24 protein-coding genes are annotated in these 24,429 nt (G+C 52.2%); all 24 read right to left on the bottom strand.

The genetic code is table 11. The features are described from left to right. Window positions 1–13: 13 nt before the first annotated feature. The 24 genes from dnaG to addA all read right to left on the bottom strand — a co-directional run bounded on the left by dnaG (window position 14) and on the right by addA (window position 24,407). On the bottom strand, window positions 14–1,837 hold the full coding sequence (gene dnaG / locus KQI79_RS00310; RefSeq protein WP_216536212.1) for a DNA primase: 1,824 nt from the start codon (window positions 1,835–1,837) through the stop codon (window positions 14–16). A 45-nt stretch (window positions 1,838–1,882) separates the two neighbouring features. Continuing rightward, complete coding sequence (locus KQI79_RS00305) at window positions 1,883–2,353, bottom strand: YaiI/YqxD family protein (protein ID WP_216536360.1); 471 nt, start codon at window positions 2,351–2,353, stop codon at window positions 1,883–1,885. 127 nt (window positions 2,354–2,480) lie between these two features. Beyond that, window positions 2,481–4,559: a glycine--tRNA ligase subunit beta gene (gene glyS / locus KQI79_RS00300; RefSeq protein WP_216536211.1), complete on the bottom strand. Its 2,079-nt coding sequence runs from the start codon at window positions 4,557–4,559 to the stop codon at window positions 2,481–2,483. Next, window positions 4,552–5,439 carry a glycine--tRNA ligase subunit alpha gene (gene glyQ, locus KQI79_RS00295; protein WP_216536359.1) on the bottom strand — a complete coding sequence of 296 codons (888 nt, stop codon included), beginning with the start codon at window positions 5,437–5,439 and terminating at the stop codon, window positions 4,552–4,554. Before glyQ ends, glyS begins: the two co-directional genes overlap by 8 nt. Window positions 5,440–5,660: 221 nt before the next feature. Continuing rightward, window positions 5,661–5,786 (bottom strand): hypothetical protein, encoded by a 126-nt coding sequence (locus KQI79_RS27930; protein ID WP_290370024.1) that lies wholly within the window; start codon window positions 5,784–5,786, stop codon window positions 5,661–5,663. A 95-nt stretch (window positions 5,787–5,881) separates the two neighbouring features. Continuing rightward, window positions 5,882–6,628, bottom strand: a complete 747-nt coding sequence (recO, locus tag KQI79_RS00290; protein ID WP_216536210.1) for a DNA repair protein RecO — start codon at window positions 6,626–6,628, stop codon at window positions 5,882–5,884. Window positions 6,629–6,661: 33 nt separating this feature from the next. Continuing rightward, window positions 6,662–6,802 (bottom strand): YqzL family protein, encoded by a 141-nt coding sequence (locus KQI79_RS00285; RefSeq protein ID WP_216536209.1) that lies wholly within the window; start codon window positions 6,800–6,802, stop codon window positions 6,662–6,664. Window positions 6,803–6,898: 96 nt separating this feature from the next. Beyond that, window positions 6,899–7,804 carry a GTPase Era gene (gene era, locus KQI79_RS00280; RefSeq protein ID WP_216536208.1) on the bottom strand — a complete coding sequence of 302 codons (906 nt, stop codon included), beginning with the start codon at window positions 7,802–7,804 and terminating at the stop codon, window positions 6,899–6,901. 23 nt (window positions 7,805–7,827) lie between these two features. Beyond that, on the bottom strand, window positions 7,828–8,235 hold the full coding sequence (gene cdd / locus KQI79_RS00275) for a cytidine deaminase (protein ID WP_483311357.1): 408 nt from the start codon (window positions 8,233–8,235) through the stop codon (window positions 7,828–7,830). Window positions 8,236–8,240: 5 nt separating this feature from the next. Beyond that, window positions 8,241–8,612, bottom strand: coding sequence for a diacylglycerol kinase family protein (locus KQI79_RS00270; RefSeq protein WP_216536207.1), 372 nt, complete (start codon window positions 8,610–8,612; stop codon window positions 8,241–8,243). Next, the gene (ybeY, locus tag KQI79_RS00265; protein WP_216536206.1) at window positions 8,612–9,109 is read right to left on the bottom strand and encodes an rRNA maturation RNase YbeY; all 498 of its coding nucleotides are present in this window, start codon (window positions 9,107–9,109) and stop codon (window positions 8,612–8,614) included. Before ybeY ends, KQI79_RS00270 begins: the two co-directional genes overlap by 1 nt. Continuing rightward, window positions 9,106–11,352, bottom strand: coding sequence for an HD family phosphohydrolase (locus tag KQI79_RS00260; RefSeq protein ID WP_483311356.1), 2,247 nt, complete (start codon window positions 11,350–11,352; stop codon window positions 9,106–9,108). Before KQI79_RS00260 ends, ybeY begins: the two co-directional genes overlap by 4 nt. A 15-nt stretch (window positions 11,353–11,367) precedes the next feature. Further along, window positions 11,368–12,336, bottom strand: a complete 969-nt coding sequence (locus KQI79_RS00255) for a PhoH family protein (RefSeq protein ID WP_216536205.1) — start codon at window positions 12,334–12,336, stop codon at window positions 11,368–11,370. Window positions 12,337–12,367: 31 nt separating this feature from the next. Further along, entirely contained in the window at window positions 12,368–13,552 is a 1,185-nt protein-coding gene (gene yqfD / locus KQI79_RS00250) for a sporulation protein YqfD (RefSeq protein ID WP_216536204.1), read from the bottom strand. Continuing rightward, window positions 13,549–13,842 (bottom strand): sporulation protein YqfC, encoded by a 294-nt coding sequence (yqfC, locus tag KQI79_RS00245; RefSeq protein WP_216536203.1) that lies wholly within the window; start codon window positions 13,840–13,842, stop codon window positions 13,549–13,551. Before yqfC ends, yqfD begins: the two co-directional genes overlap by 4 nt. Before the next feature lie 597 nt (window positions 13,843–14,439). Then, window positions 14,440–15,114, bottom strand: coding sequence for an endonuclease domain-containing protein (locus tag KQI79_RS00240; protein WP_216536202.1), 675 nt, complete (start codon window positions 15,112–15,114; stop codon window positions 14,440–14,442). A 91-nt stretch (window positions 15,115–15,205) separates the two neighbouring features. Continuing rightward, a complete protein-coding gene (locus KQI79_RS00235; protein ID WP_216536201.1) occupies window positions 15,206–15,679 on the bottom strand; it encodes a hypothetical protein in 474 nt (157 codons plus the stop codon). Between the two features lie 8 nt (window positions 15,680–15,687). Then, window positions 15,688–16,689, bottom strand: a complete 1,002-nt coding sequence (floA, locus tag KQI79_RS00230) for a flotillin-like protein FloA (protein ID WP_216536200.1) — start codon at window positions 16,687–16,689, stop codon at window positions 15,688–15,690. A 47-nt stretch (window positions 16,690–16,736) separates the two neighbouring features. Continuing rightward, the gene (locus KQI79_RS00225) at window positions 16,737–18,104 is read right to left on the bottom strand and encodes an NfeD family protein (RefSeq protein WP_230191667.1); all 1,368 of its coding nucleotides are present in this window, start codon (window positions 18,102–18,104) and stop codon (window positions 16,737–16,739) included. A 160-nt stretch (window positions 18,105–18,264) separates the two neighbouring features. Continuing rightward, a complete protein-coding gene (locus KQI79_RS00220; RefSeq protein ID WP_216536199.1) occupies window positions 18,265–18,708 on the bottom strand; it encodes a GatB/YqeY domain-containing protein in 444 nt (147 codons plus the stop codon). 16 nt (window positions 18,709–18,724) lie between these two features. Then, on the bottom strand, window positions 18,725–18,898 hold the full coding sequence (rpsU, locus tag KQI79_RS00215; protein WP_005547957.1) for a 30S ribosomal protein S21: 174 nt from the start codon (window positions 18,896–18,898) through the stop codon (window positions 18,725–18,727). Window positions 18,899–19,019: 121 nt separating this feature from the next. Continuing rightward, the gene (locus KQI79_RS00210; RefSeq protein ID WP_216536198.1) at window positions 19,020–19,382 is read right to left on the bottom strand and encodes a histidine triad nucleotide-binding protein; all 363 of its coding nucleotides are present in this window, start codon (window positions 19,380–19,382) and stop codon (window positions 19,020–19,022) included. Between the two features lie 523 nt (window positions 19,383–19,905). Next, a complete protein-coding gene (locus tag KQI79_RS00205) occupies window positions 19,906–20,181 on the bottom strand; it encodes a hypothetical protein (RefSeq protein ID WP_216536197.1) in 276 nt (91 codons plus the stop codon). A gap of 101 nt (window positions 20,182–20,282) precedes the next feature. After that, the gene (addA, locus tag KQI79_RS00200) at window positions 20,283–24,407 is read right to left on the bottom strand and encodes a helicase-exonuclease AddAB subunit AddA (RefSeq protein WP_216536196.1); all 4,125 of its coding nucleotides are present in this window, start codon (window positions 24,405–24,407) and stop codon (window positions 20,283–20,285) included. Between the last annotated feature and the right edge of the window lie 22 nt (window positions 24,408–24,429).

The raw sequence follows: 24,429 nt of genomic DNA, 5'->3' as shown, positions 1-24,429 counted from the left end.
TGCGATCATAACTTCATTTCAGGTCTCTCTCTAGGGCAATAATCTCACTTGCAATTTGTGCAGCGCGCACAGAATCTCCGGACCGCTGCGCATGCAGCATTTCTTCTTTTTTGCGTTCGATGTCCGCTAGCTTCGGTACTTTTCCAATTTCCCGAATGTAATCGTCCAACATTTGAGCGTTAAACTCAATTCGCAGATCGGTCATGGAAATGGAACTGGCGACCTTTTCCAATCGATCGTCCATCAAAGAGGAAATGAATCTGCTGATGTCCGGTTCTTTGCCTTGCGCGTAATATGCATATAGATAAGCAGCGAGTGCTGCATGATCTTCCACGTTGAATCGATCTCCGAGACGATCTTGTACGTAACGAGCCACCTCGGCGTCCTGAAACATGAGGGCGAGTAAACTGCGCTCCGCGTTATGGTAAGCAGGAAGCAAATGGGGAGGGGTTGCTCGTTTTTCATTCATAACATTATTCCACAAATTGTCTTTATTATCCCCAGCTTGCCTTAATTTTTGCAAAGATAGGCGCAGTTCGTTGCATTCTTGCTTCAACGTTTCGTACTCGATCTTGAATTCGTGAGACAGTTCCTTTAAATACACTTCGCGTTCCGTAGGAGAGCTTATCTCGGCTATGACCTTAACCGCATCCTTGACGTAACGGATTTTGCCTTCTTCTTCTAGCAGTATATGGTTTTTTTTCAGATATATAAGCTTAAATTTCGTGACTGATACTGCCGATTCGATGATTTGACGCCGGAAACGTTCCTTGCCGTATGTTTTGACGTACTCGTCGGGATCCATCCGGTCGGGAAGCAGCGCGACCCGAACGTCCAGTCCGGCCTTTTCAAGCAGCGGTACAGCTTTCATCGCCGCGGCTTTGCCCGCTTCGTCTCCGTCGTAACATATAATCGCGCGTTCGGCCTGCTGTTTCAGAAATCGGACGTGCTCCTCCGTCAGCGCCGTTCCCATTGAAGCGACTCCGTTCGTTACGCCCGCATCCCAGGCTTGTATCACATCGACATAGCCTTCGAACAGGACGACCTCGCGCGATTTGCGAATGGACGCCTTCGCTTGATGGAAATGGTACAAACTGCGGCTTTTATTGAACAACTGCGTCTCCGGCGAATTCAAATACTTCGGTTGTCCTTCGCCCATCAATCTGCCCGCGAACGCAATCACCTTGCCGTGTTGATCCCAGATCGGGAAGATAATGCGGTCCCGAAACCGATCGATATATCCCGTTCCGTCGGTGCGTTGCGAGAGCAATCCGCCTTTCTCCATCAGGGCGAGATCGAACTCGCGCTTCGTCAAAAACTGGGTCAGCGTATCCCAACGGTTCGGCGCATACCCGATCTGAAACTGGTTGATCAGCTTGTCGGTAATTCCTCTTGCCCGCAAATAGTCCATAGCCGGCCGGCCGTGATCGGTATTGTTAAGCAGGAAATGATACAGTTTGGCCGACCATTCATGAGCTTGCAGCAATATATCGCGCATTTGATTGCGGGGAGAACGATGATCCGATAATTCCCATGAAACCGGGATGTCGGCTTCCTCCGCCATCCATTTGACGGCTTCGGGGAACGAATATCCTTCGATATCCATTAGAAAGCGGATAACGTTACCGCCTTTGCCGCATCCGTAGCAATGAAAAATTTGTTTTTCCGGCGTTACGGTAAACGACGGCGTCTTCTCCGAATGAAAAGGACATAGTCCTTTCATATACTTGCCTTGCTTGGTCAGATGAACGTATTTGCTTACCGTATCCACAATGTCATGCCTTGCGATGACCGCGGCTATGACCTCGTCCGGAATGTTGCCGTGTCCGGTACTCATCCCTACCACCTTCATCTCTTTAAGACACGCACGTATTACTATTCGCTACAGGACAACATTCTCCTGCAAATTCTTTAAAACTTTTGTCAGCTTATGTTGAAAATAATGTCGATCCTCATCCGTAAACGGCCTTGGCCCTTTCGAATGCTTGCCGCCCCGCCTTTGTTTCGCCTGATGATGCCGGCGATCCAGCAAAAAATCGATCGTTTCGTCCGTATACCGCTGACCGCGCGGTGATAAAACGATCGCGCGCTTTGCAAGCCCGATCGTCGCGAGGCCAAAGTCTTGTGTAACCAGCACATCCCCCGCGCGAATATGATTCGCGATGTACAAATCCGCCGACTGATCCGATCGGTCCACCTGCACGACTCGAACGCCGGCTTCTTCCGGCAAACGATGATCGAAGGAAGCGACCATCAGTACGCCGACGGAGAACGATCTGGCGACGGACACGATCTCTTGCTTTACGGGACAAGCATCGGCATCTACAATGATTTGGTAATTTGGCGCATGGATGAGGAATCACCCGCTTTTATAAAAATCTACCGTAATATTATATACGATGAAGATTTGAAAAATCCTGCTTGAAGGTAGCGAAGAATTGACGGCAATCGACGATTTGTTATTGCCGCCGCCCCTTTCCTTACCAAACGAGCTTGGAAAAATCGGCAAAAGTTTGCAGATCGGCCGCAATGCCGGCCAATGTTGCAAGACGATTCGCGCGAACCGCTTCGTTCTCGTCCATGACCATGACATGATCGAAATATTCGGTGATCGGTTGCTTCAAACTGCTTAATTCCGCCAACGCCTTCCCGATATCGCCTGCCGCCAGCGCCTCTTTGTAACGGGATCGTACATCGATCGCCTTTTCATACAACCGCTTCTCCGCCGCATGTGCGAACAAGGCCGGATTCGCCTCCGCCGCGCCGGTAGATTTGGCGGCCAAATTGTTCACGCGATTGAACGAATCCACAGTCGTTTTAAAATCGGATTGTCCCGTTACGGCTTGCATCAAGTACTGTCCGCGCAATACCGTTTGCGCAATATCGTCGAATCCTGCCGCCATGACCGCGTCGACAACATCGTAGCGCACCGTGTCGGATAGAACGTTCTTCACCCGCAGGCCAAAGAATTCGTATAAATCTTTACGCACTTCGTCCGCGGAACGTTTCAGCAATCCGCTCGCTTCATGCACTTGCAATGCAAGCTCGAACAGTTCGGACAACAGGCATGCCATTTTCCGATCCAACATGATCTGCACGATGCCTGCGGCTTGGCGGCGCAATGCGTACGGATCTTGCGAACCGGTCGGAATCATGCCGAGCGAGAAGCATCCGACAATCGTATCGATTTTATCGCCGATGCTGACGATGGCTCCTGTGAGCGACGCCGGCGTGCCATCCGCGGCAAAACGCGGTTGATAATGCTCGAATATGGCGCGCGCGACCTGTTCCGGTTCGCCGGCCTTGCGGGCGTAATCTTCTCCCATTACGCCTTGCAGTTCCGGAAATTCATATACCATTTGCGTGACAAGGTCGAACTTGCAAATATCCGCCGTCCGCGACACGTAGCGAGCCGTCTCTTCATCCGCATGCAGCAGTCCGGCCAGTCGATCCGCGATGGCGCGAATGCGTCTCACTTTATCGCCGATCGTACCCAATTCTTCATGGAAAACGATCGAATCCAGCTTCGCCAAGGCGTCGGCGATCGCCAATTTCTGATCTTCCTCATAGAAAAATTTCGCGTCGGACAGACGGGCGCGCAGCACCTTCTCGTTCCCTTTCGCCACAAGATCGAGCGACTTCGCGTCCCCGTTACGTACGGTGACGAAATACGGCAAGAGCTTCCCGCCATCGTCCAACACAGGGAAATACCTTTGATGCTCGCGCATCGAAGTAATAAGCACCTCTTGCGGAATATGCAGGAACGCAGGATCGAACGTACCGAACAATACAGTCGGGTATTCGACGAGGAATAGCACTTCTTCAAGCAAATCGTCCTTAACGGCGATTTTCCACCCCTTGTCCTCGGACAATGCCGTAATTTGGCCGACGATCAGCCGCTCGCGTTCTTCGACGTCCGCGATCACGAACTGCTCGCGCAATCGCTCGACATATTCGGACGGCTGCGCGATAGCCGTTTCGCCGCCCAAAAAACGATGGCCGCGCGTCACGTTGCCGGAGCGCACGCCGCAAATTTCCATCGGCACAACCTGATCGCCGAATAAAGAAACGATCCAGCGGATCGGACGAACGAACTTGAATTCATATCCGCCCCAACGCATATTTTTCGGAAAATTCATCGCCGTTATGATCTGCATCAAACCGTCGGACAGCGCCGAGAACGTTTCCGTTCCGATCCTGCTCTTATTCGCGTAGATATATTCAACGCCGCCCAATTCTTTAAAGTAAAACTGTTCCGGGTCGACGCCTTGGCTGCGCGCGAAGCCTAACGCCGCTTTGCTCCAGCCGCCGTTTTCGTCCAGCGCGATTTTCTTGGATGGCCCTTTTACTTCTTCCCGCACGTCTTGTTGCTTCTCCGCCACGCCGCCAACCAACACCGCGATGCGCCGCGGCGCCGCATAGGCTTGTACTTGTTCGAATTCGATACGGGAATCGTTCAGCCATTTCGCAGTCCGTTCCTTCAACTGCTCCATCGCCTGGCGAATGAAGCGGGCCGGAATTTCCTCCATACCGAGTTCCAGCAATAAATCTTTAGCCATGCTGCTCCACTCCTTTCTTCAGCATCGGGAAGCCGAGCTTTTCGCGCTCCGCCAAATAAGTCGCCGCCACTTGGCGCGCCATGTTGCGGACCCGCGCGATATAGCCCGTTCGTTCGGTAACGCTGATCGCTCCGCGCGCATCGAGCAAATTGAACGTATGCGAGCATTTCAGCACATAGTCGTATGCCGGATAGACAAGATTTTGCTCCATCGTTTTTCTCGCTTCTTCTTCATACGTATTGAACAATTCAAATAACATTTTCACATCGGACGTCTCGAACGTATACTTGGAATGCTCATATTCGGCTTGCAAGAATACATCCCCATACGTGACGCCTTCCACCCATTCAAGATCAAATACGTTTTCTTTCTCCTGAATATAAGAGGCGAGGCGCTCCAATCCATACGTTATTTCAACGGCGACCGGATTCGTTTCGATCCCTCCGACCTGCTGGAAGTACGTAAATTGCGTAATTTCCATGCCGTCAAGCCATACTTCCCATCCGAGTCCCCATGCTCCGAGCCCCGGATGCTCCCAGTTATCCTCAACAAAACGAATATCGTGCCGCAGCGGATCGATGCCGAGCCGTTTCAAGCTTTCCAAGTACATTTCTTGGATATTGTCCGGGGAAGGTTTCATGATGACTTGGAACTGATGATGCTGGTACAGCCGGTTCGGATTCTCGCCGTACCGCCCGTCGGCCGGTCTCCGCGAAGGCTCCACATAAGCCACATTCCAAGGTTCGGGACCGATCGATCGCAGGAACGTCATCGGATTGAGCGTCCCCGCCCCTTTCTCGACATCGTAAGGCTGTACGATGACACAGTTTTGTTCCGCCCAAAAATGTTGCAGCGTCAAAATGATTTGTTGAAAATTCATTGACACGTTGCGCAGCTCCTTTACTTTTGAAATTGAAATAAACCTTCCTACCTGAAAAACGCTGCGGGAAATATTTATAAGCGTGTTCAAATAGTGTTCAAAAAGTCAACTCCTCTATACGACAAAAAAACTCCCGCCCTACGCCTGCCGTACAGACGTAGGGACGAGAGATATGTTCCCGCGGTTCCACCCTACTTGACCTGCTTAAAACGACCCCCGTCTCAAGCTTGATCCTCTTTTTCCATCATTGTGGCTGTCGCAATGGAGTGCCGTTTCATCGATCGGTTCGTCCGGGCTCCCACCATCCCCGTTCGCTGCATCGAAACATAATCGATTACTTTCTCCATACCACGTATATTCCTGATTGGTTTAAAACTTTATATATTATATCGTTACCCGGCCTAGAAAGCAACATCAAATTGCAAGCTTCCTTCCGGTGCATTCAAATATCGTATTTATCCATTTGGTCGAGAAAATTTCGCGATTTCAGACGCAAACCCAAATGCATATCCATCAGTTCCCTCATGCATTGCTTCATCTGCGTCTTCGTCTCTTCTTTGACGCTAATATTGCCCAATCTGCGAAGATCCAGCTTCTCAAATATGCGCAGCAGCTTGAGCGTTCCTTCCGAAACGGCAATCGCCGCGGGATCTTTCGCGCGGCAATACAGGCAGAGCGTTCCTCCGAGCCGCGGACTTAAAAGAAACGGCTGATCCTCCCGGCCGCAATTGACGCATGAATGAAGCTCGGGACCGTATCCGGACGCCTGCAATATTTTCATCTCGAACAGATGCACCGTTACTTGCGGATCTTTCCCTTCCGACAACGCGGCCAAACATGCCTTGAGCTGTTCGAATAAAAAGCTGCCGACATCCGTATCCTGCAGCCCTCGGTCTAGCAATTCGGCGACATAAGAAGCGTAGGCGGCCAAATGAAGCTGTTCACGCAAAAGATGGTGAGATTCGAAAATCTCACCCTGATTCAACGTGCCGAGCTGTCCTGTTTTGAAAAAAACATATTCTCCGTAAGTAAACAATTGCGTCATGGCCGCATGCCTGCTTTTTACTTTTTTAGCTCCCCTGACCAGCACGCCTACTTTTCCGTTCGTTTTTGTGCAAAGCGTAATGATTTTGTTCCCTTCGCCGTAGTCCATGCTGCGGATGACAATCCCTTCCACCCTGTATAGCACGCCTCTTCCCCCATCAACTCCATAAAATACCGGTCATTCTGCCGTCTCATCGGGTACCTGTTCCATATTGCTCTCTAATGATTCGGCATCGTCTCTTCCGTTCATTTCTTTGTACAGCATATAAGCATCGACATCGCCCGTTCTCGCAAAGTAATTCCATACAAAATCCCGCATAGGTATTCATCCCTTCCATTGATCATGAGAAATGAATTCAATAGTTAGGATGTGCGAATTCAGGCAACCTATCCCTCACAATAACTGGAATGACGATTATTCGTCGTGCCGAAAACCGAGATCTTTCAAAATGCGTTCTTGGTTGCGCCAATCCTTTTTCACTTTGACCCACAACTCAAGATAAATGCGCGAACCTAGCAAATTTTCGATATCTTGCCGGGCAAGCTTGCCGACTTCCTTCAGCAGCGCTCCCCGCTTCCCGATGACGATTCCTTTCTGCGAATCGCGCTCCACGAATATAACCGCTGAAATGTATACGACGCCATTATCCTGAACCCGCATATCCTCGATCGTAACGGCGATGGAATGGGGCACTTCTTCGCGGGTCAAATGCAAAATTTTCTCGCGGATCAGTTCGGCGCAAACAAATTGCTCCGGATGATCCGTTACTTGATCCTCCGGGTAGTATTGCGGGCCTTCGGGCAAATATTTCGTAATTTGTTCCAGCAGAGCGCCCACATTATTGCCGTTCAATGCGGAGATCGGCACGATTTCCGCAAAGTCGTGCAATTGTTTATATTGATCGATAACCGGCAGCAATTGCTCCGGATGGACTTGATCGATTTTGTTCAGCACCAAAATAACAGGGGTGGAAACGGTTTTGAGCTGTTCGATAATAAACCGGTCGCCTCCTCCGAGCCCTTCCGACACATCGACCAGCATGAGAACCGCCTCGACCTCGTTCAGCGTATTCAGAGCCACCTGGTTCATATAATCGCCAAGCTTCGATTGGCGTTTATGAATGCCCGGCGTATCCAAAAAGACGATTTGCGACGTTTCCGTCGTATAGACGCCATGGATTTTGTTGCGCGTCGTTTGCGGCTTGTCCGACATAATCGCGATTTTCTGTCCGATCACTTGATTCATCAGTGTCGATTTGCCGACGTTCGGACGCCCGATAATCGCGACGAAACCGGATCTAAACGATTTTGATTGTTGCACGTTCTGCAGTTGCCTCCTCTGTTCTACCCTTTTAAGCTCGTCTTGTCAAATGCTCCGGGCAACAACTCGCCGACCGTCATTTGAACGATATCTCCCTTCAGATTGCCCATAATGACCGGCATATCTCTCGGGCATAGCTCGACCATCACTTGGCGGCATACGCCGCACGGCGCGATCGGCCCGTCGGTATCGCCGATGACGGCGATCGCCTTGAAGCTTCCCGGGCGATGGCCGTCCGCAATCGCGCGGAATACAGCCGTCCGTTCCGCGCAGTTTGTAGGGCCGTAAGCGGCATTTTCAATATTGCAGCCGTAATGGATATTGCCGTCTTCATCTACGAGCGCGGCCCCCACCTGAAAATTCGAATAGGGCACGTAAGCGCGGCTGCGCGCTTTCGCCGCTTCTTCCATCAATTTTTTCGCGTCGAACATGTACATCATCCTCCTAATAAAGAGATAACCGGTTTCGTAAAAATGACGCCCGCCGCAATGACAGCGAACAGCACGGTCAGCAATACCGCGCCGGCAGCGACGTCTTTGGCCGCTTTGGCAAGCGGATGCGGCTCATGCACCTGCAGATCGACCGCTCTTTCGATGGCGGTATTGATCATTTCCGCGGTCATGACGAGAGCGATTGCCAGCAGCAGGAACAGCCATTCCACCGCCGATACGCGAAAATAGGCGGCGGCGGCAATGACAGCGACGGACGCCGCGCCGTGAACTTTCATATTACGCTCATGCCGGAATGCGTATCCGATGCCGAGAAACGCGACTTTGAACGTATCAAACCAGGAACGGCGGCCAGACATTACCGGGTCAGCCCGACTTTCGCCAAAGCCGCTTCCTGCTTGTCCATCATCGTTCGTTCGCTTTGTTCGTCTTGATGGTCGTAACCGAGCAAATGCAAAAAACCGTGTACGAACAAAAAGCCGATTTCCCGTTCGATGGAATGCCCGTATTCTTCGCTCTGCGCTTTGGCGCGCGTCACAGAAATGATGATATCGCCGAGCATCTCTCCCAAGGGCGCAAGCTCGTCTTCGCTTTCGACCTCGTAAATAATGTCCGGCTCCTCATCCAGCGATTCGTTCATCGCAAAGGATAACACGTCCGTAGGGCGGTCGATGCCGCGATATTCCCGATTCAGTTGATGAATTTGCTCGTCGTCGACGAACGTCAGATCGACCAGCCCTTCTTCGATCCCTTCCGCTTCCGCTGCATGCTGCAGCGCGGTTTGCAGCTTTTCGATCAACGAATCCGGTATATCCATTTCTTCTTGTTCGTTATTCCATTCCAACTGTAAACTCAAGATTCATCGGCTCCTTTAGCCTTAAGCTTCACTTCTTCCGGATATTCGATCCGGGAATGAAAAATTCCCATGACGGTTTCTTTCAACGATTTGGCGACGACATCCAATTCTTTCATCGTCAGATCGCATTCGTTATATTGTTGATCTTCCAGCCGGTCTTTAATAATTTTGCTGATCATCGACTCGATTTGGTCCACTGTCGGGTTGCGCAAGCTTCGTACCGCCGCCTCGACGCAGTCCGCAATGCCGACGATCGCCGCTTCTTTCGATTGCGCCTTGGGGCCCGGATAGCGGTAGTCGTCCTCCGTGAAATCCGGCTCGATTCCTTGCTCTTCCGCCTGTTTCAGCGCTTTATAGTAAAAGTATTTCAGAAACGTCGTGCCATGATGCTGTTCGGCAATGTCGCGGATCGGTTTCGGAATTTTGTAATCCTTCAACATCTCTACGCCGTCCCGAGGATGGGCGACGATGATCGATTTGCTTAATTGCGGCTCGATCGAGTCATGCGGATTTTCGATATTTGTTTGATTTTCGATAAAATAGCTCGGCCGCTTCGTCTTGCCGATATCGTGATAGAACGACCCGACGCGGCATAGCAATCCGTCGGCTCCGATCGCCTCCGCCGCCGCTTCGGACAAATTGCCGACCATCACGCTATGGTGGTACGTTCCCGGCGTCTCCGTCAGCAGCTTGCGCAGCAGCGGATGGTTCGGGTTGGCCAGTTCGACCAGTTTGAGCGCCGACAGAATGCCGAACGTAATCTCGAAGAAAGGCATGAGACCGAGCACCAGCACAGCGGTCAACAGCCCGCTGACGAACGCATAGCCCGCCGCATACAGCGTCTCGATTTTGCCGAGAGGTTCTCCGTTCAGCATGACCAGCGTCACGACCGCCAAAGCGCCGAATAAGCAGGCCATAATTCCGGCCTTCAAAATCATCGAGCGCTGGCTCGCCTTATGAATGACGAAGATGGAGGCGAAGCAGACCACGACGGCGACAAATCCGAACTGGAAGTCGAAAATGCCGCCTTGCTGAACGTTTAGAATGATGCTGGCCAAAATGCCGAAAATAATGGCGCAGACAAAGGCCAGCGACATGTCGAGCAGCAGCGTCACAAGCATAACTCCCATAGCGACGGGAGCCAAATAGCCGATATAGGGCGCTTCCTCGGTTTGCACGAATCCGACGATATGCATCGCTACGATGTTTAACAAGAAAATCAGCACGAGCATCAACAACTGCGCGTTATGATATTTAAATACTGTTCCTGCGCTTGTATAACGGATATACATATATAACGCCAGCGAGAATAAAGCGGACATTAGCGTAACGCCGAGCTGCGGCCAATAATTGACATCGCTCTTCAGCAGCTCGAGTTCGTTCAACAGCGCGTACGTCTCCTGCGTAATGACTTCGCCTTTGTGAACGAGAACGTCGCCTTGCTTAATATAGACGGGCGGCGTATTCTCACGCGCTTGAACCTTCGCTTCCTTCGTCGCCTCTTCGTCGTAGAACTTGTTCGCCGTAATGACGAACCGCGCCAGCTCCTGAACGACCTCGCGCGTCGCGCGCTTTGTAAGCGAGCTTGTATTAACCGCTTCCGCCACTTTCGAGCGCGCCGTATGCGCATCCAGCACTTGGTCGTTCATCAGCTTGGAAACGATATCGATGGCCACCGGTTTTAACTGCGAAATGTCGTCTTGCGTTAAACGGGCGATTTTAATAAACGTCTCTTCCGGAATTTGATACGATTGCTCCGTAACTTTCTGCCGCATCTCATCCAGCAATTTGTCCGGATATTTGTTGCGGTTTACGGAAATGAAATTCGTTATGAATTGTTCGACTCTTCCGGGAATATCTTTACGATATATTTCCACTTTTTCCGAAAACGAAATGGAGTCGTCCTGATTTAACGTTTCAATACGCGTAATAATCGTGTCGAGCAAATTGTCGTTTCGCAGCGAGACAAACGTATAAATCGGCTGAATTCGTTCCGCCGCCTCTTCTTGCGCCTTCAGCGTCGCTTTATTGTTCGGAATTTGCGCCGGGGCCAATATTTGCTTATCGCTCGGCATTCCGACTTTTATGTCGTATTTTTCCGGCACCAAATTCGGGGCGAGACTCACGTAAAAGACTAAAGTTAAAAACAAAAACAGAAGAAAGCGCGCCATCGCGCTATACTTCCATCCTGTCATCCGATATTGAAGTGTATTTCCCTTCTTGGGAGAGTCGTGTTGGAACATAGAGAACAGCCCTCTCTATCCATGTTTTTCGGAATCCTTCTCATAAGCGACTATAATTTTCTGTACTAAAGAATGTCGAACAACATCCTGCTCCGCAAATTGCACGAATCCGATCTCTTCGATTTCGTGAAGAATCGTCCTCGCCTCGACCAGTCCCGATTTTTTGCCCTTGGGCAAATCGATTTGCGTAACGTCGCCCGTTATGACCATTTTAGAACCGAATCCTAAACGAGTCAAAAACATTTTCATTTGCTCGGGCGTCGTATTTTGCGCTTCGTCCAAAATGATAAACGAATCGTCCAGAGTACGGCCGCGCATATAGGCAAGCGGCGCAATTTCGATCAAGCCCCTCTCCAGCGCCTTCGCCACTTGATCCGGCCCCATAACGTCGTACAGAGCGTCGTACAGCGGGCGCAGATACGGATCGACCTTCTCCTGCAAATCGCCGGGAAGAAAGCCTAGATTCTCTCCTGCTTCCACGGCCGGCCGCGTCAGCACAATCCGCTTGACCGAGCCTTCCTTCAAAGCGGCGACGGCAAGAACGACCGCCAAATACGTTTTCCCCGTTCCCGCGGGACCGATGCCGAAGACGATGTCTTTCTTGCGAATCGTGGAAACGTAGTGGCGCTGGCCGATCGTTTTGACGCGAATCGGCTTGCCGCGAAACGTTGTCGTAATTTCACCTTTGAATAAATCCAATAATTGATCGGCTTTCAACTCTTTCGCCAAATCCGAGGCGTATAAAACGTCTCTTTCCGTAAGAATATAGCCGTTGCGAATTAACTGCAGCAGCACTTCGAACAGTTGGCGCAGCGATTCGACTTGCATTTTCGGACCTTGAATGACGATTTCCTCTTCGCGTGAACCGATCTTCGCTTCGATCTGGCTTTCGATCAAACGCAAAAACTTGTCCTGCGGGCCGAAAAGCGAAAGCCCTTCCGCCGGACTTTGCAGCGGGATTTTTACCGTATTCGTTTCTGACAAAAAACCTCAGTCTCCTTAACAATGATTGTCATTAATCCTGAACTAACGGGAGCTCTTCCGCAATCGCCTGCTCCACTTCAAAAAGTACGTTCATATAAACTTTACCATTGTCCGTCTTTTGATGCAAAATTTTTTCCGCTTCTATTTTAGCATCCGCACCGTTTTTTCGCGATATATCGGCTCTTGCCAGTTCCAGACCGACGTTTTTCGCTTCCTCTTCGCTCAGCGGCTGCTCTACGTACCGAACCTCCATTATTTTTTCGGTCATGATGCCGAACGGAAGCGTCCTGTTGCCAACCCGGGCTTGTTCCCGTTCGGCCACCGTCTCGAATTGCTCGAAAGGAAGTTGGCCGTATCCCGATATTTGCACGGCACGGTTGCCGACCACGATATACTTCCGTTCCCGCCATTCGCCGGTATACGTTTTTTGCTTGCGGACGAGCGGGGAAGCAATATTGTATTCATGCCATACGAGCCCTCGTACGCTGCCTTTCGCTACGACCGTCCGCTGATAGCCCGCTTCGCCGATAATTCCGGATATAAGCACGCTTCCTTTTTTGACGCGGCTATGTTTGCCGACTACCGCTTGGCCTTGCTCGGCATAAATATGCGTAACGACCGCATCCGCTTTGGATACGAGATGACGCGGATTGAGCAACGGTCGCCGCTCGGGCTTGGTCGATTCCACGATCTGTATCGAGATGGTCGTCCCTTTTTTCTCCACGCCGACCCATGACGTATCGGGCAAACGCCGCGCCAGCGATTTCGAAAGCGTTTCCTGGCTATCCAGCCGAAAAGTCCATTGGAAAGGATAGATGCCTTCCTCGCGCGCGGCTTGCAAAATTTCTTCCTTCGGAATGTTGACATTGCCGCTCACCTCTATATCCCATACAAGCGAGGAGAGCAAGTACAATCCGGCCATAAAAAGAAGCCCGCCTGCGATTAAAGCCTTCCTTTTGCCAAGTTTGTCCAACAGAAACGGAAAACCGACACGCTCCTCTACATGGATTCGACAGCTTGTCTGCTTTAAAAGCGGACGCAACTTAAAAAAATCGCGCAGCAGTACATTCATCGAAGCGGCTTGGTCCGAAATGCGGCGGATATTCCAGATCTCTATTTGTTTAAACGTTGCCTCGTTGACGAAAGTTTCAAGATTTTCGCCGCGGACGGCAATCGTTACATAACCGCGAAATTTCGCCAATGTCGGTGAGTTCATTTCGCTTCCCCCGTTCCATAATATCGAATATTCGTGATTTTGCCTTCAACGAACACTTCTTCCGCAAGAATAGAGCGAATCACCAGATCGCTCCCTTGGATTTCCACTTCTCCGGTAGTCAGGGTCAGCCTTAATTGTTCGCTGGAAAAATGGCGCACACCGCGATGGTTTTCGATATACAGCTGCATGTTGCCGATCATCGTGAACCGCGGCAAATCGAAGACGACGTCTTGCGGCAAATCGAGCAGCTCTGCGGTCATTTTCCGTAATTTGCGAGCGATACGGCGCATATTCGCGTAAGACCTCCCCTGTAGCAATACATTATGTACTTTACAAAATATGCTTGGAGTATTTGATTTATGAAGCTTTCGTCGTTTTGGCGGAAGCTTCGCCCGAAGCCGCGGCGCTTGACGGCGATTCAACCCCTTTGGTGCTCAGGTGCTAATTTTGCTCGGCTGCCGCTCGTTTGCCGTCGCCGTCGTCGCGAAAACGGCTTATCCCCCGTTCCCTCGCCGATGTAACTGCAAAAATCCATTTACATAAGCCGATTTAGATGAAATTCGCCTGAGTAACTGCAATTTTCCATTTATTTCTGCCAAAATGACAATAAAATCGCATAAATGAAAAAATTAGATGGATATTTGCAGTTGCTGCGTACTAAAAACGATTTTCACACCCAAATTACTGGATTTTTGCAGTTACTCAATTGATTCCCGATATAAACGGCGACGATGGCGATCCTGCAACCGAGTCATTAAATCACCGCTTCGCCCGCTTCGTTTACCACATCCGCATAGCATAGCTCCTTCTACGCTTTTCTCTTCACCGCTTCTTCTACATCCGCATCCTTCCTTCGACGCCTTTCTCTTCGTCGTACTCTCGCGCCGTCACCACTCCCACTCCTGCCAGTTCGTCCGGGCTAATCCGTAATTGAAAATACGCAGCCCTTTCCCGCTCGGAAGCGGCTTCAGCCAGCCTTTCTTGCAAAGCTCGTCCAAATGTCGGACCGCTGTCCGGTGATCCACTCCCAGATGGTTCTCCACATCCTTAGGGCGAATGGGACGCGCCAGCTCGAATGCGAGCAAAACGATTTCTTTGCCGGCGCGGTCGGCGAGAACGTCGGAAGCTTGCAAGGTTTGATAGCGCGAGAGCAGCATACGCAGCAGCGTCATGCATAGCTCGGGACGATCCGCCACATCGTCGTAAGAGAAGGAAATGACGCGGAATCCCATCGTTTGCAGGAACGTCTCCCGGTTCAATTCGTCGCAATAACGCTTTCGATCCATATCGCGCACATGGGGACCGAAGCCTTTGATCTCGAAAATGATTTTCGTATGATGCGGCAGCCAGGCGAAATCGGCGAAATAAGACCTCCCCCGCCAATCCAGCACTTCGTATTCGGGATGCAAATGATCGAAATGTCCGACGAGGGGCCACCATACATGGAGCAGAAACGATAGTTCCCCATGGCGATGTCCGCGTTCCAGCCTTCCTTTCCGTTCCCCCGCCCTCCGATCGAGATGGGAGCGAATCCAAGCGGCATGGGCAATTTCAAAATCCATAAATAAACACCTCCGTTACAATAAAAAAACGCCCTAATCCATCAAAAACGATGGTAGGACGTTCTTCGTCACTTTACGTTATAAAATAAACTCACTTTCTTCTCGCATTGAAAGGGCGCTTGGCGCGAGGCGGGCCTAAAATTTCGGCCCATATCACTCCTTTGGCCAATTCTTCGGACGACGGAGCGATGTCGGATGGACGGACGCTCCCGGAAGTTGCCTCATGGTCAGACAACGCGGCAATAGGGCCGGACGTTCGTACCGGTTGGGACAAGATCGAAGGGCGCTCCGTCTCCAATTCTCTCGGTCTCTCGTCGCGGAAAACCGATTGCTGCCGCACCGCCGGCTCTCTCTCCCACCGATCGGGAAACGCCGATTCTCCGCCGGGACCTGCGTCATCGGACCGGTCCGGCTCCTGCATACGGCCGTTGTCTCCGCCAAAGGTGGGCATACGGTTCGTCGGTTTTCTCGATTTGTTGCTCTTCGACAACGATGCGAGCAGCGCGCCGATCAGCACGACGAACAGGTACGGATTGCTAATGATCCAATCGAGTATTTTTTCCATCTCGCAGCCTAACTTTCATCGTTCGTGCTGTTGTTTTGGCCCGATTCGCCCATTTTGCCCAAGGAACCTCTCATTTGCGTATCCGCTTCGATGTTTTTCAAATTCATGTAATCCATTACGCCAATCTTGCCTGTGCGCAAAGCTTCCGCCATCGCAATCGGCACTTGGGATTCGGATTCGACCACTCGCGCTCTCATTTCGACGACGCGAGCTCTCATCTCCTGCTCCTGCGCCACCGCCATCGCGCGGCGCTCCTCCGCCTTCGCTTGCGCGATTCGCTTATCCGCTTCCGCTTGCTCGGTTTGCAAGTTCGCTCCGATATTTTTGCCTACGTCGACGTCCGCGATATCGATCGACAAAATTTCGAACGCCGTTCCGGCATCCAGCCCTTTATCGAGAACGGTGCGGGATATCAAATCCGGATTTTCCAATACGTCTTTATGCGATGCGCTGGAACCGACGGTCGTAACGATTCCCTCGCCGACGCGGGCGATAATCGTTTCTTCCCCGGCGCCCCCGACCAAGCGGTCGATGTTAGCGCGTACCGTTACGCGCGCCTTGACCTTCACTTCGATGCCGTCCTTCGCGACAGCGGCAACCGTCGGCGTCTCGATGACGCGCGGGTTAACGCTCATCTGCACCGCCATCAATACGTCGCGGCCCGCCAAATCGATCGCTGCCGCCCGCTCGAACTCTAGCGGAATATTGGCCCGCTGCGCGGCGATCAACGCATTGACGACGCGGTCGACGTTACCTCCGGCGAGGAAGTGGCTTTCCAACTGGTTGATCGATAAACCAAGTCCCGCCTTCGTTGCCTTAATCATCGGATTGACGATTCTGCTCGGAATAACGCGGCGCAAACGCATAGCCACCAGCGTAATGATACCGATGCGCACGCCGGACGCAAGCGCCGAAATCCACAGCATAATCGGGAAAAAGCTTAAAAACACGAACAAAACGATAATCACTACTGCGGCAATAAGTAAAAAGCTAATCGTTGACGGCTCCATTCAAACATATACCTCCTAAAAATTGTTCATTCTACGCCGTTCCCGGCTTACTCTTTACGCTCTTTGACGACAATGCGGGTTCCTTCGACTTTCACCACAATAATCGGTTTGTTGGCTTGAACGAACGTTCCGTCCGTCACCACGTCGATTCGCTCGTCGTCGATTAACGCGGAACCGGCCGGCCTAAGCGGCGTCACGCTGATCCCTTCTTTGTGAAGCAGCGATTCCTTCGACTCTGCGGGAATATAACCGGCGTCCTTCGTTAGCTGGTCTTTCAAAATAAATCGATTCCATACGCCGCGCCGTTTAAACACAATCGCGAATATGATTACGACGACAAGCGCGGCCGCAAAAGCGATGCTGAGCGATACGAGCGCGTTCGACGTACTGTAGGCCGCCGTAACGACGCCGGCAATCAAGCTGACGGAGCCTAGTATGCCCAGTATGCCGAAGCTGGGGATAAACAGCTCGCATACGAGCAGAACGATGCCGACGATAAACAGTAGCAGCGATTCGTTCTTGGCAAATCCCGCTGCATAATTGCCGAAGAAATATAAGCCGAACGACAGCAGTCCGACGATTCCGGGAACGCCGAAGCCGGGGACGATCAACTCAATGGCAACGCCGGCTATCCCAAGAAACAACAAGAGAGTCGAAATGACCGGACTGGTGAGCCAGGCCGCCAATTTCTCCGAAAATGTCAACTCGACGTGAACGAGCCGATCCGGCGACGCTCCAAGCCACTGCAGCGCTTCCTCAAGCGAATTGGCGGTTTTGTCCGAAAATCCGACCTGCAGCGCTTCGGCGGCCGTTAACGAAATAATTTCACCCTTTTGTTTCGTTTTGTTAATTTCTTTCATTTCCACGACGGCGTTTACTTCGACCATGCCTGCGGCGATCGCCTTGTTGCGTCCGTTCGCCTCGGCCGCCGCCTGCATTTCAGCGGACCAATGCCCGATCAACTTCGGATCTTCAATAAGCTTGCCCGAGCCGTCCACGAGCGCGGCGGCGCCGATAACGCTTCCCGGCGTCATCATAATTTTATCCGCGTTCAAAGCGATATAGCTTCCTGCGGAAGCCGCTTTGCCCTGAATAAATACAGCGGTCGGAATTTTCGAGCTTTCCACTAAGGCGCCGATCTGCTCAGCATTGGTTAAATGGCCTCCGGGCGTGTCCATCGTTAGCAGGATTAGGCCGGCCTTATTTTGATGCGCTTCCGCAAAAGCCCGCTCCATAAACCTTTGCAATTCGGAATCGATTTCCTGCTTTACCGGGATCACATACACGTATCCGTCAACGGACCCGTTCGCTCCCTCCGCAAAAGCGGCGGCAGGCCGGCCCGTAAAAACGGTTGCCGTCACAAGAAGCGTCATCAATACGGCGACAACGGCAAAACCGAGGCGTTTCATCATCATATGCAAGCGCGATCCTCCTTTCAAGTTACTACGTAATACGCAAGATCACCCAAGTCGTTTCGTGTTTATTGTATCACAACATCGCGAATCTCCAACGTCCAGTTGCGAAAAAATGAAAAAAACACCCCTATCGCTAGGAGTGTTTTTAATTTGGAATCGTTTATTGCAGAAATTGTTGAACCAAACGGTTCACCGTCTTACCGTCCGCGCGCCCTTTCACTTTCGGCATCAAGGCGCTCATTACTTTTCCCATTTCCGCTTTCGAAGAAGCACCGGTTTCCTGGATGGTCTGCTGTACGATCACTTGAATTTCTTCTTCGGAAAGCTGCTCAGGAAGGTATTGACCAATAATTTCGATTTCTGCTTTTAAAGGTTCGGCAAGATCGTCACGACCCGCCTTCTCAAATTCTTGGAGGGCATCTTTTCGCTGTTTGATTTCACGACCTAGAATTTCAAGCACTTCATTGTCATCCAAAGTTCTTTTCAAATCTATTTCAAGATTTTTAATCGCCGAACGAACCATTCGAATGGTGGAGAGTTTGAACTTGTCTTGACTTTTCATCGCTTGCTTCATATCTTCGTTCAATCGTTCGCTTAAGTTCATCGTTGTGTAGATCCTCCTAAAACTTTCTCTTACGAGCAGCCTCGGACTTTTTCTTGCGCTTTACGCTTGGCTTTTCATAATGCTTACGTTTCTTCACCTCAGCCAATACGCCATCCTTAGCGATGGAGCGCTTAAAGCGACGAAGTGCAGCATCAATTGTCTCATTTTTGCGAACTTTCGTTTCAGACACCAGTTTTCCCTCCCTCCGACCAGACCGTCCAAGACGAATAACACGGTTCATCAAACTACATTATATGTTAAAAAGAAATAGAGTGTCAACCTCGCCCGTACATCGTTTTCCTCGGAACCGATCACTCCGCATGGGACGCGGAAGTTCCGACCAGCGCGCCAAGCTTTGCGCCCCCGAGCAGATGGTAGTGGATGTGAAATACCACTTGGCCGCTGTCCGGGCCGCAATTGTTGATGAGACGGTATCCCGAATCCGCGATGCCGAGCTCTTTCGCAATCTGCTTCGCCACGCGGTGAATTTCTCCGATCAACGCCAAATCTTCGTCCTGCACGTCGTTCATCGCGGCGATATGCTTCTTCGGAATAATGAGCACATGCGTCGGCGCCGCAGGCTGGATATCGTGGAAAGCCAACACCAGCTCGTTCTCGAACACTTTGCGGGACGGGATCGAACCTTCGACAATTTTACAAAAAATGCAATCCATCAATTATGTACCCCCATTCGTATTTTCTTTCCCTCCATCATACCTAATTTGCATCGTCACATTCAAGAGGAAGGCAGACGCAACGTCTTATCGAGCAAAAGGGGGAGAACCGCTGTCCTGCCTGTTCGCTCCGTCTAACATGCGGATCCAGACGAGCCAACCGGGGCGCTGTGAGTCGAATACAGCTTTTCGGCAATCTTCCGGACAGCGGCGGTCGATCATTGGAATATGCCCAATATGATTGGAAATTTTAGGATTAACAATACGCCACCGTTGGAAAATATCCAATAAACCCAAGCCAATTTTCGTTTTTTCATTCTATTTAAGAAGATTTTATTGGACAGATTCCAATGGAGAGTGGGGGGGTGGAGTCGAAAAGGGTAATTCGGTTGGATAAATTCCAATAAGCGACGGATAATCGGCCATTTTCGCCCCCCTTCCAGACAACAGACTTCTCCCCCCTTCTTCCCCTTTATAAGAAAACCTTTAAGCTCGACGCTTAAAGGTTCAGAACAAATCGCAATCAATAATAAGGAATTAACGATAACACCAGCAAAGCCGCAAGGGGAAGAATCAACCTTCTGAAGCGAATCGGATAATACGGGTAAAATCCGTATCCATAAGGAGTAAAGGCTCTCGGCATCGGATACGGTTCGCCGCCGATCGGAACGGCCAAATATAAGTATTTCTCGTCAACCTTCTCGATAATCCCTTCGTAATAGCAGCCGTCCCTCATCTGCACACGGACGTAGCGATGAATATGTTTGACGCATATTTCATATGCATGACTTTTTTCCATACGACCGTTTAACCTCCCAAGATGAATTCTGATACTCTATGATATTCATCTATAGGCCTGCGGCTACCGGAGCGAAGGGAAATAGGCTAGCGTCGTGCGCCCTACAACGAAACGATATGGCAACCGTCGAAAAAGTATATAATCTTCTCCCGTACGGGCCGCTTCCAGATTTGCCCGATCGCCTGCGCGTACAGTTCCAATTGGAAACGATGGCGTTCCGCCGCCGCTTGTACGTTTTCCCCGCCCGGGGCGATTCGATCGGTTTTATAATCCAACAGCACTAACGAGCCTTCGCTTTCAAAAATACAGTCGATCACGCCTTGGATCAGCACCGTTTCATGGTCCGAATTTTGCGCCCGGGGATCGTCCTGGCCCGCCGAAGCGACTTGAGGATAGACGATATGCGCCGGCAATCCGCAGCTGAACGGCACCTCCCGCTTCACCCACTCGGCCCGGGCCATTCTCCGGCCGATTTCGCCCGCGAAAAACGCGGCCACACTGGATGCGTCGATCGCCTCCCGCTGCTCTTGCGTCAACATCTTCTTCAGAATCAACTCATCCATCGTTTGCTCGACGACAGGCACCTCCGCAGCCGCCGCAATCGGCATATGCTGCATGACAAGATGATACACCGTTCCCCGTTCGGCCGGCGTCAATTTCCGTTTCTCCATAAAACGCGGCCGCCGCAAATGAAGGGAAAGCGAATCGTCCGCAGCTTCTTGCCGCGCTTCCTTCTCCATCGCCATATCCGTCAGCAGGTTAGGAATTCCTTCTTCGTCTTCCCAGTCCAGCAGCCTCTTCATCTCCGACACCGACGACTTTGCGGCGATTCCGCTCCAGCGCCGATGCGGGTATGTCCATTCGAGCCTGCGCGCGATCTCCGTCCGATCCTTCGCTGGATCGTCCGCAGCCAAGGGGTCTGTCGATTCGCGATCCGATATAGGCGCCGCAACGTACGGCTCCAAATTTATAACGGCATGCAGCTTCTCCGCATACTCTTCATCCTGATCGACGGCTGCGGCTCCCGCAGCGTCCCATTGCTGCACTTCGCCGGCTTGCAGCACGGTGATGCGCCATAAGGAGCGATCCTCGGCAAGGCATGCCGCTCCGGGGCCGGACATGCCTCCGAACCGGCGCAACGGTTCGGCGTCGCGATGACGAACAAGCGACGGGCCGATCCAATCCAAATAGCTGCGTCCTTTCGCCAGCATATAGTCCGGGAGCAGCAGCTCCTCGCGGTCGAGCGCTTGTCCCCAGGCTTGCGCCGTTTTCTCCATATTTTTGACCGTACCGACCAAATACAGCTTCTCTTTCGGTCTCGTCAGCGCAACATAGAGGACGCGCATTTCTTCCGCCAGCAGTTCCATCTTCATTTGGCGGGCGATCGCCAAACTCGGCAATGTAGGATAGCTGATTCGCAGCTCTTGATCCACGAACTTGGGCCCGAATCCAAGCTGTTTATGAGTCAAAAAGGCGGAGCTAATATCTTGCTGATTAAATCGTTTGTTTAATCCGGCGACGAAAACGACGGGAAATTCCAAGCCTTTGCTTTTATGGATCGTCATAATGCGCACGACGTCTTCTTGCTCGCCGAGCGCTTTGGCCGTACCCAAGTCTCCGCCGCTATCCCGCATTCGTTCGATAAAGCGCAAGAAACGGAACAATCCGCGCAGCGAGGTCGATTCGTATTGGCGGGCCCGGTCGTAGAGCGCTCTTAAATTGGCTTGTCTTTGCGTCCCGCCCGGCAATCCGCCGACCCAATCGTAATATCCCGTCTCCCGGTATATGCGCCAAATAAGCTCGGCCAAAGAGCCTTGGCGCGCCTCGTCGCGCCATCTTTCGAGCTGCCGCAGAAACCGCGTCAGCTTCCCGCTCAGGTTCTCATGGCCGGCCGTATCCGCGTCAACCGCAGCGAATGCCGCCCGCTCCTTGGCCGCACGGGACAATTCGTCTGCGGCAAGACGCTGCGTTGCGGCGCCGGCATCCTCGACGGCTGCGGCCGCTTCCGCCAACGCAATATCCGCGCGCGCCTCTTCCGAAACTCCGCCTGACGCTGCTATCGCGTCCGAGTCGACCCATTGCCGCACGGCGTCATAGAAAGGCATCCCTTTCCCTTGAATGCGGATTTGCGCCAACTCCTCCGCCGACAATCCGTACATCGGCGAGCGCAGCACGCCGGCTAGCGGAATATCCTGCTGCGGATTGTCGATCGTTTGCAGCAGCGACAGAACGACTTCCACTTCCGTCGCCTGGAAATATCCGGTGTTCAGTTCGGCATAGGCGGGGATGCCTTCGAGCCGCAACTGCTCGATCATGAGAGGCGCCCATTGCTGCGTCGCCCGCAGCAATATGACGATATCCCGGTACGTAACGGGACGCATCGATTTCGTTTGTTTATCGAACACCTGGAACGGCTTCCCGTTCTCGCCGGTCAGGCTGCGAATCCGGGCCGCTATGGCGCGGGCTTCGAGCCGCGCCGTTTCCATCTCCTCCTTATCGAGCTTGGCGGGAGCGCCTTGTCCGTCCTCTTCTTCTTCCGTCTCCGGCTCGGATCCTCCCGTGATGTCCCGTTCGACCTCTTCGCCGGCATCTCCCGATCCCGCGCGCTCGATGAGCAGAAGCTCCGCCGCGTAATTTTGGCCGAATGCCGCCTCCCCGACCGGATAGTTCGCTCCGCATACGAGTTCGGCGCGTTCGTCGTAGGAAATTTCCGCTACGCTTTCATTCATCGTCTGCCGGAATATGCAGTTTACGCTGTCGACAATTTCTTGGCGGCTGCGAAAGTTGCGCGCCAAATCGATGCGCAAGCCGACTCCTTCGCTTACGGTAGGGTATTGCTTGTATTTCTGCAGAAACAGTCCCGGCTCGGCAAGCCGAAACCGGTAAATGCTCTGCTTCACGTCGCCGACCATAAAGCGGTTGCCCGCCCCGGGCCGGGAAATCAATTCCACGATCGCTTCCTGCACCATATTTGTGTCCTGATATTCGTCGAGCAGCACTTCCGCAAATTGCGTCTGGTATTCCAGCGCCGCGGCCGAAGGCAGCGTTCGTTCGAACGTCGAGTCCGGATGGCGCAAAATTTTCAAACAATAATGCTCCAAATCGGAAAAATCGACAAAACCTTTATCTCGTTTCGCCTGTTCGTATCGGCTGCCGAATTCGATGACAAACTCCGACAATTCCGCCATTAACGGGCCTATCGTTTGCATTTCCGCCAAAAACGCCTCAGGCGGCCGCCGGAACAGCTGTTCCTTCAATTCCCCGATTTGTTTTTTCGCTTGTTCGCGCAATTGCTTGACCCGGTCCTGCAGCTCTTTGTCGTATTGATCTCCCCTGCACGCCTTCAGCTTGCCGAATTCGGCTTGGGCGAACGCTTCGTGCATCGTCTCCCACGGCTGCCGTTCCGCCGCGGCGCGCAGCGCCGATACGACATTCATATCTTCCGTTAAATTCTCGGTATAAGGAACAGGGCCGCCGGGCAATCCGGCAATTTGCCTCGCTTGTTCCAACAGGCCGGCCGCGCCGTTCAACGCCAGCCGGACATCGGCCATAATGCTGGCGGCCCAAGCGCTCCGCCCCAACGATTCCACATCTTGGACGCCGAAAGACGCCGCCATGGCTCGCAGCCAATCGTCCGGCCACGGATGGCTGCGCGAAAAATCATACAGTCCTTGCACGAGACGGAACATCGCCTCGTCGCTGCGCTCCCCGCTAAACCAGTCGACCAGCCGGCGAAACCCGCTCTCTTCCGGCTCGGATGCATAACGGTCTTCGAACAGCTCTTCGAGCACTTCTTGCCGCAGCAATTCCGCCTCGGTCTCGTTGGCGATCCGAAAGGCCGGGTCGAGAGGGATCAATTGAAAATAACGCTGGATAACCTCCAAACAGAATGAATGCAGCGTCGTAATCGAGGCGCGGTTCATCAAGGCGAGCTGCCGGCGCAAATGCTCCGCTTCCGGCCGCAGCTCGAGCTGTTTCTCCAACGCTTCGCGAATCCGTTCGCGCATTTCCGCGGCAGCCGCTTTCGTAAAGGTCGCCACGAGCAGTTGATCGACGTTGATCGGCTCGTCCTCCGAACATATTTTACGGATGATCCGTTCAACGAGCACCGCCGTTTTGCCCGATCCCGCCGCCGCCGCAACCAGAATATTCTCGCCTTGCCGCGCAATCGCTTGCCACTGGTCGTCGGTCCATTGGCTGTTCTCAGGTTTTGCGATCATGTCCATCGCCGGTCCTCCTTCGCTTCTG

The organism is Paenibacillus sp. MSJ-34, from assembly GCF_018918005.1.
Classification (GTDB): Bacteria; Bacillota; Bacilli; order Paenibacillales; family Paenibacillaceae; genus MSJ-34.
Note: the sequence above shows the minus strand (reverse complement) of the source record. Positions and strands in the feature narration are given on the sequence as shown.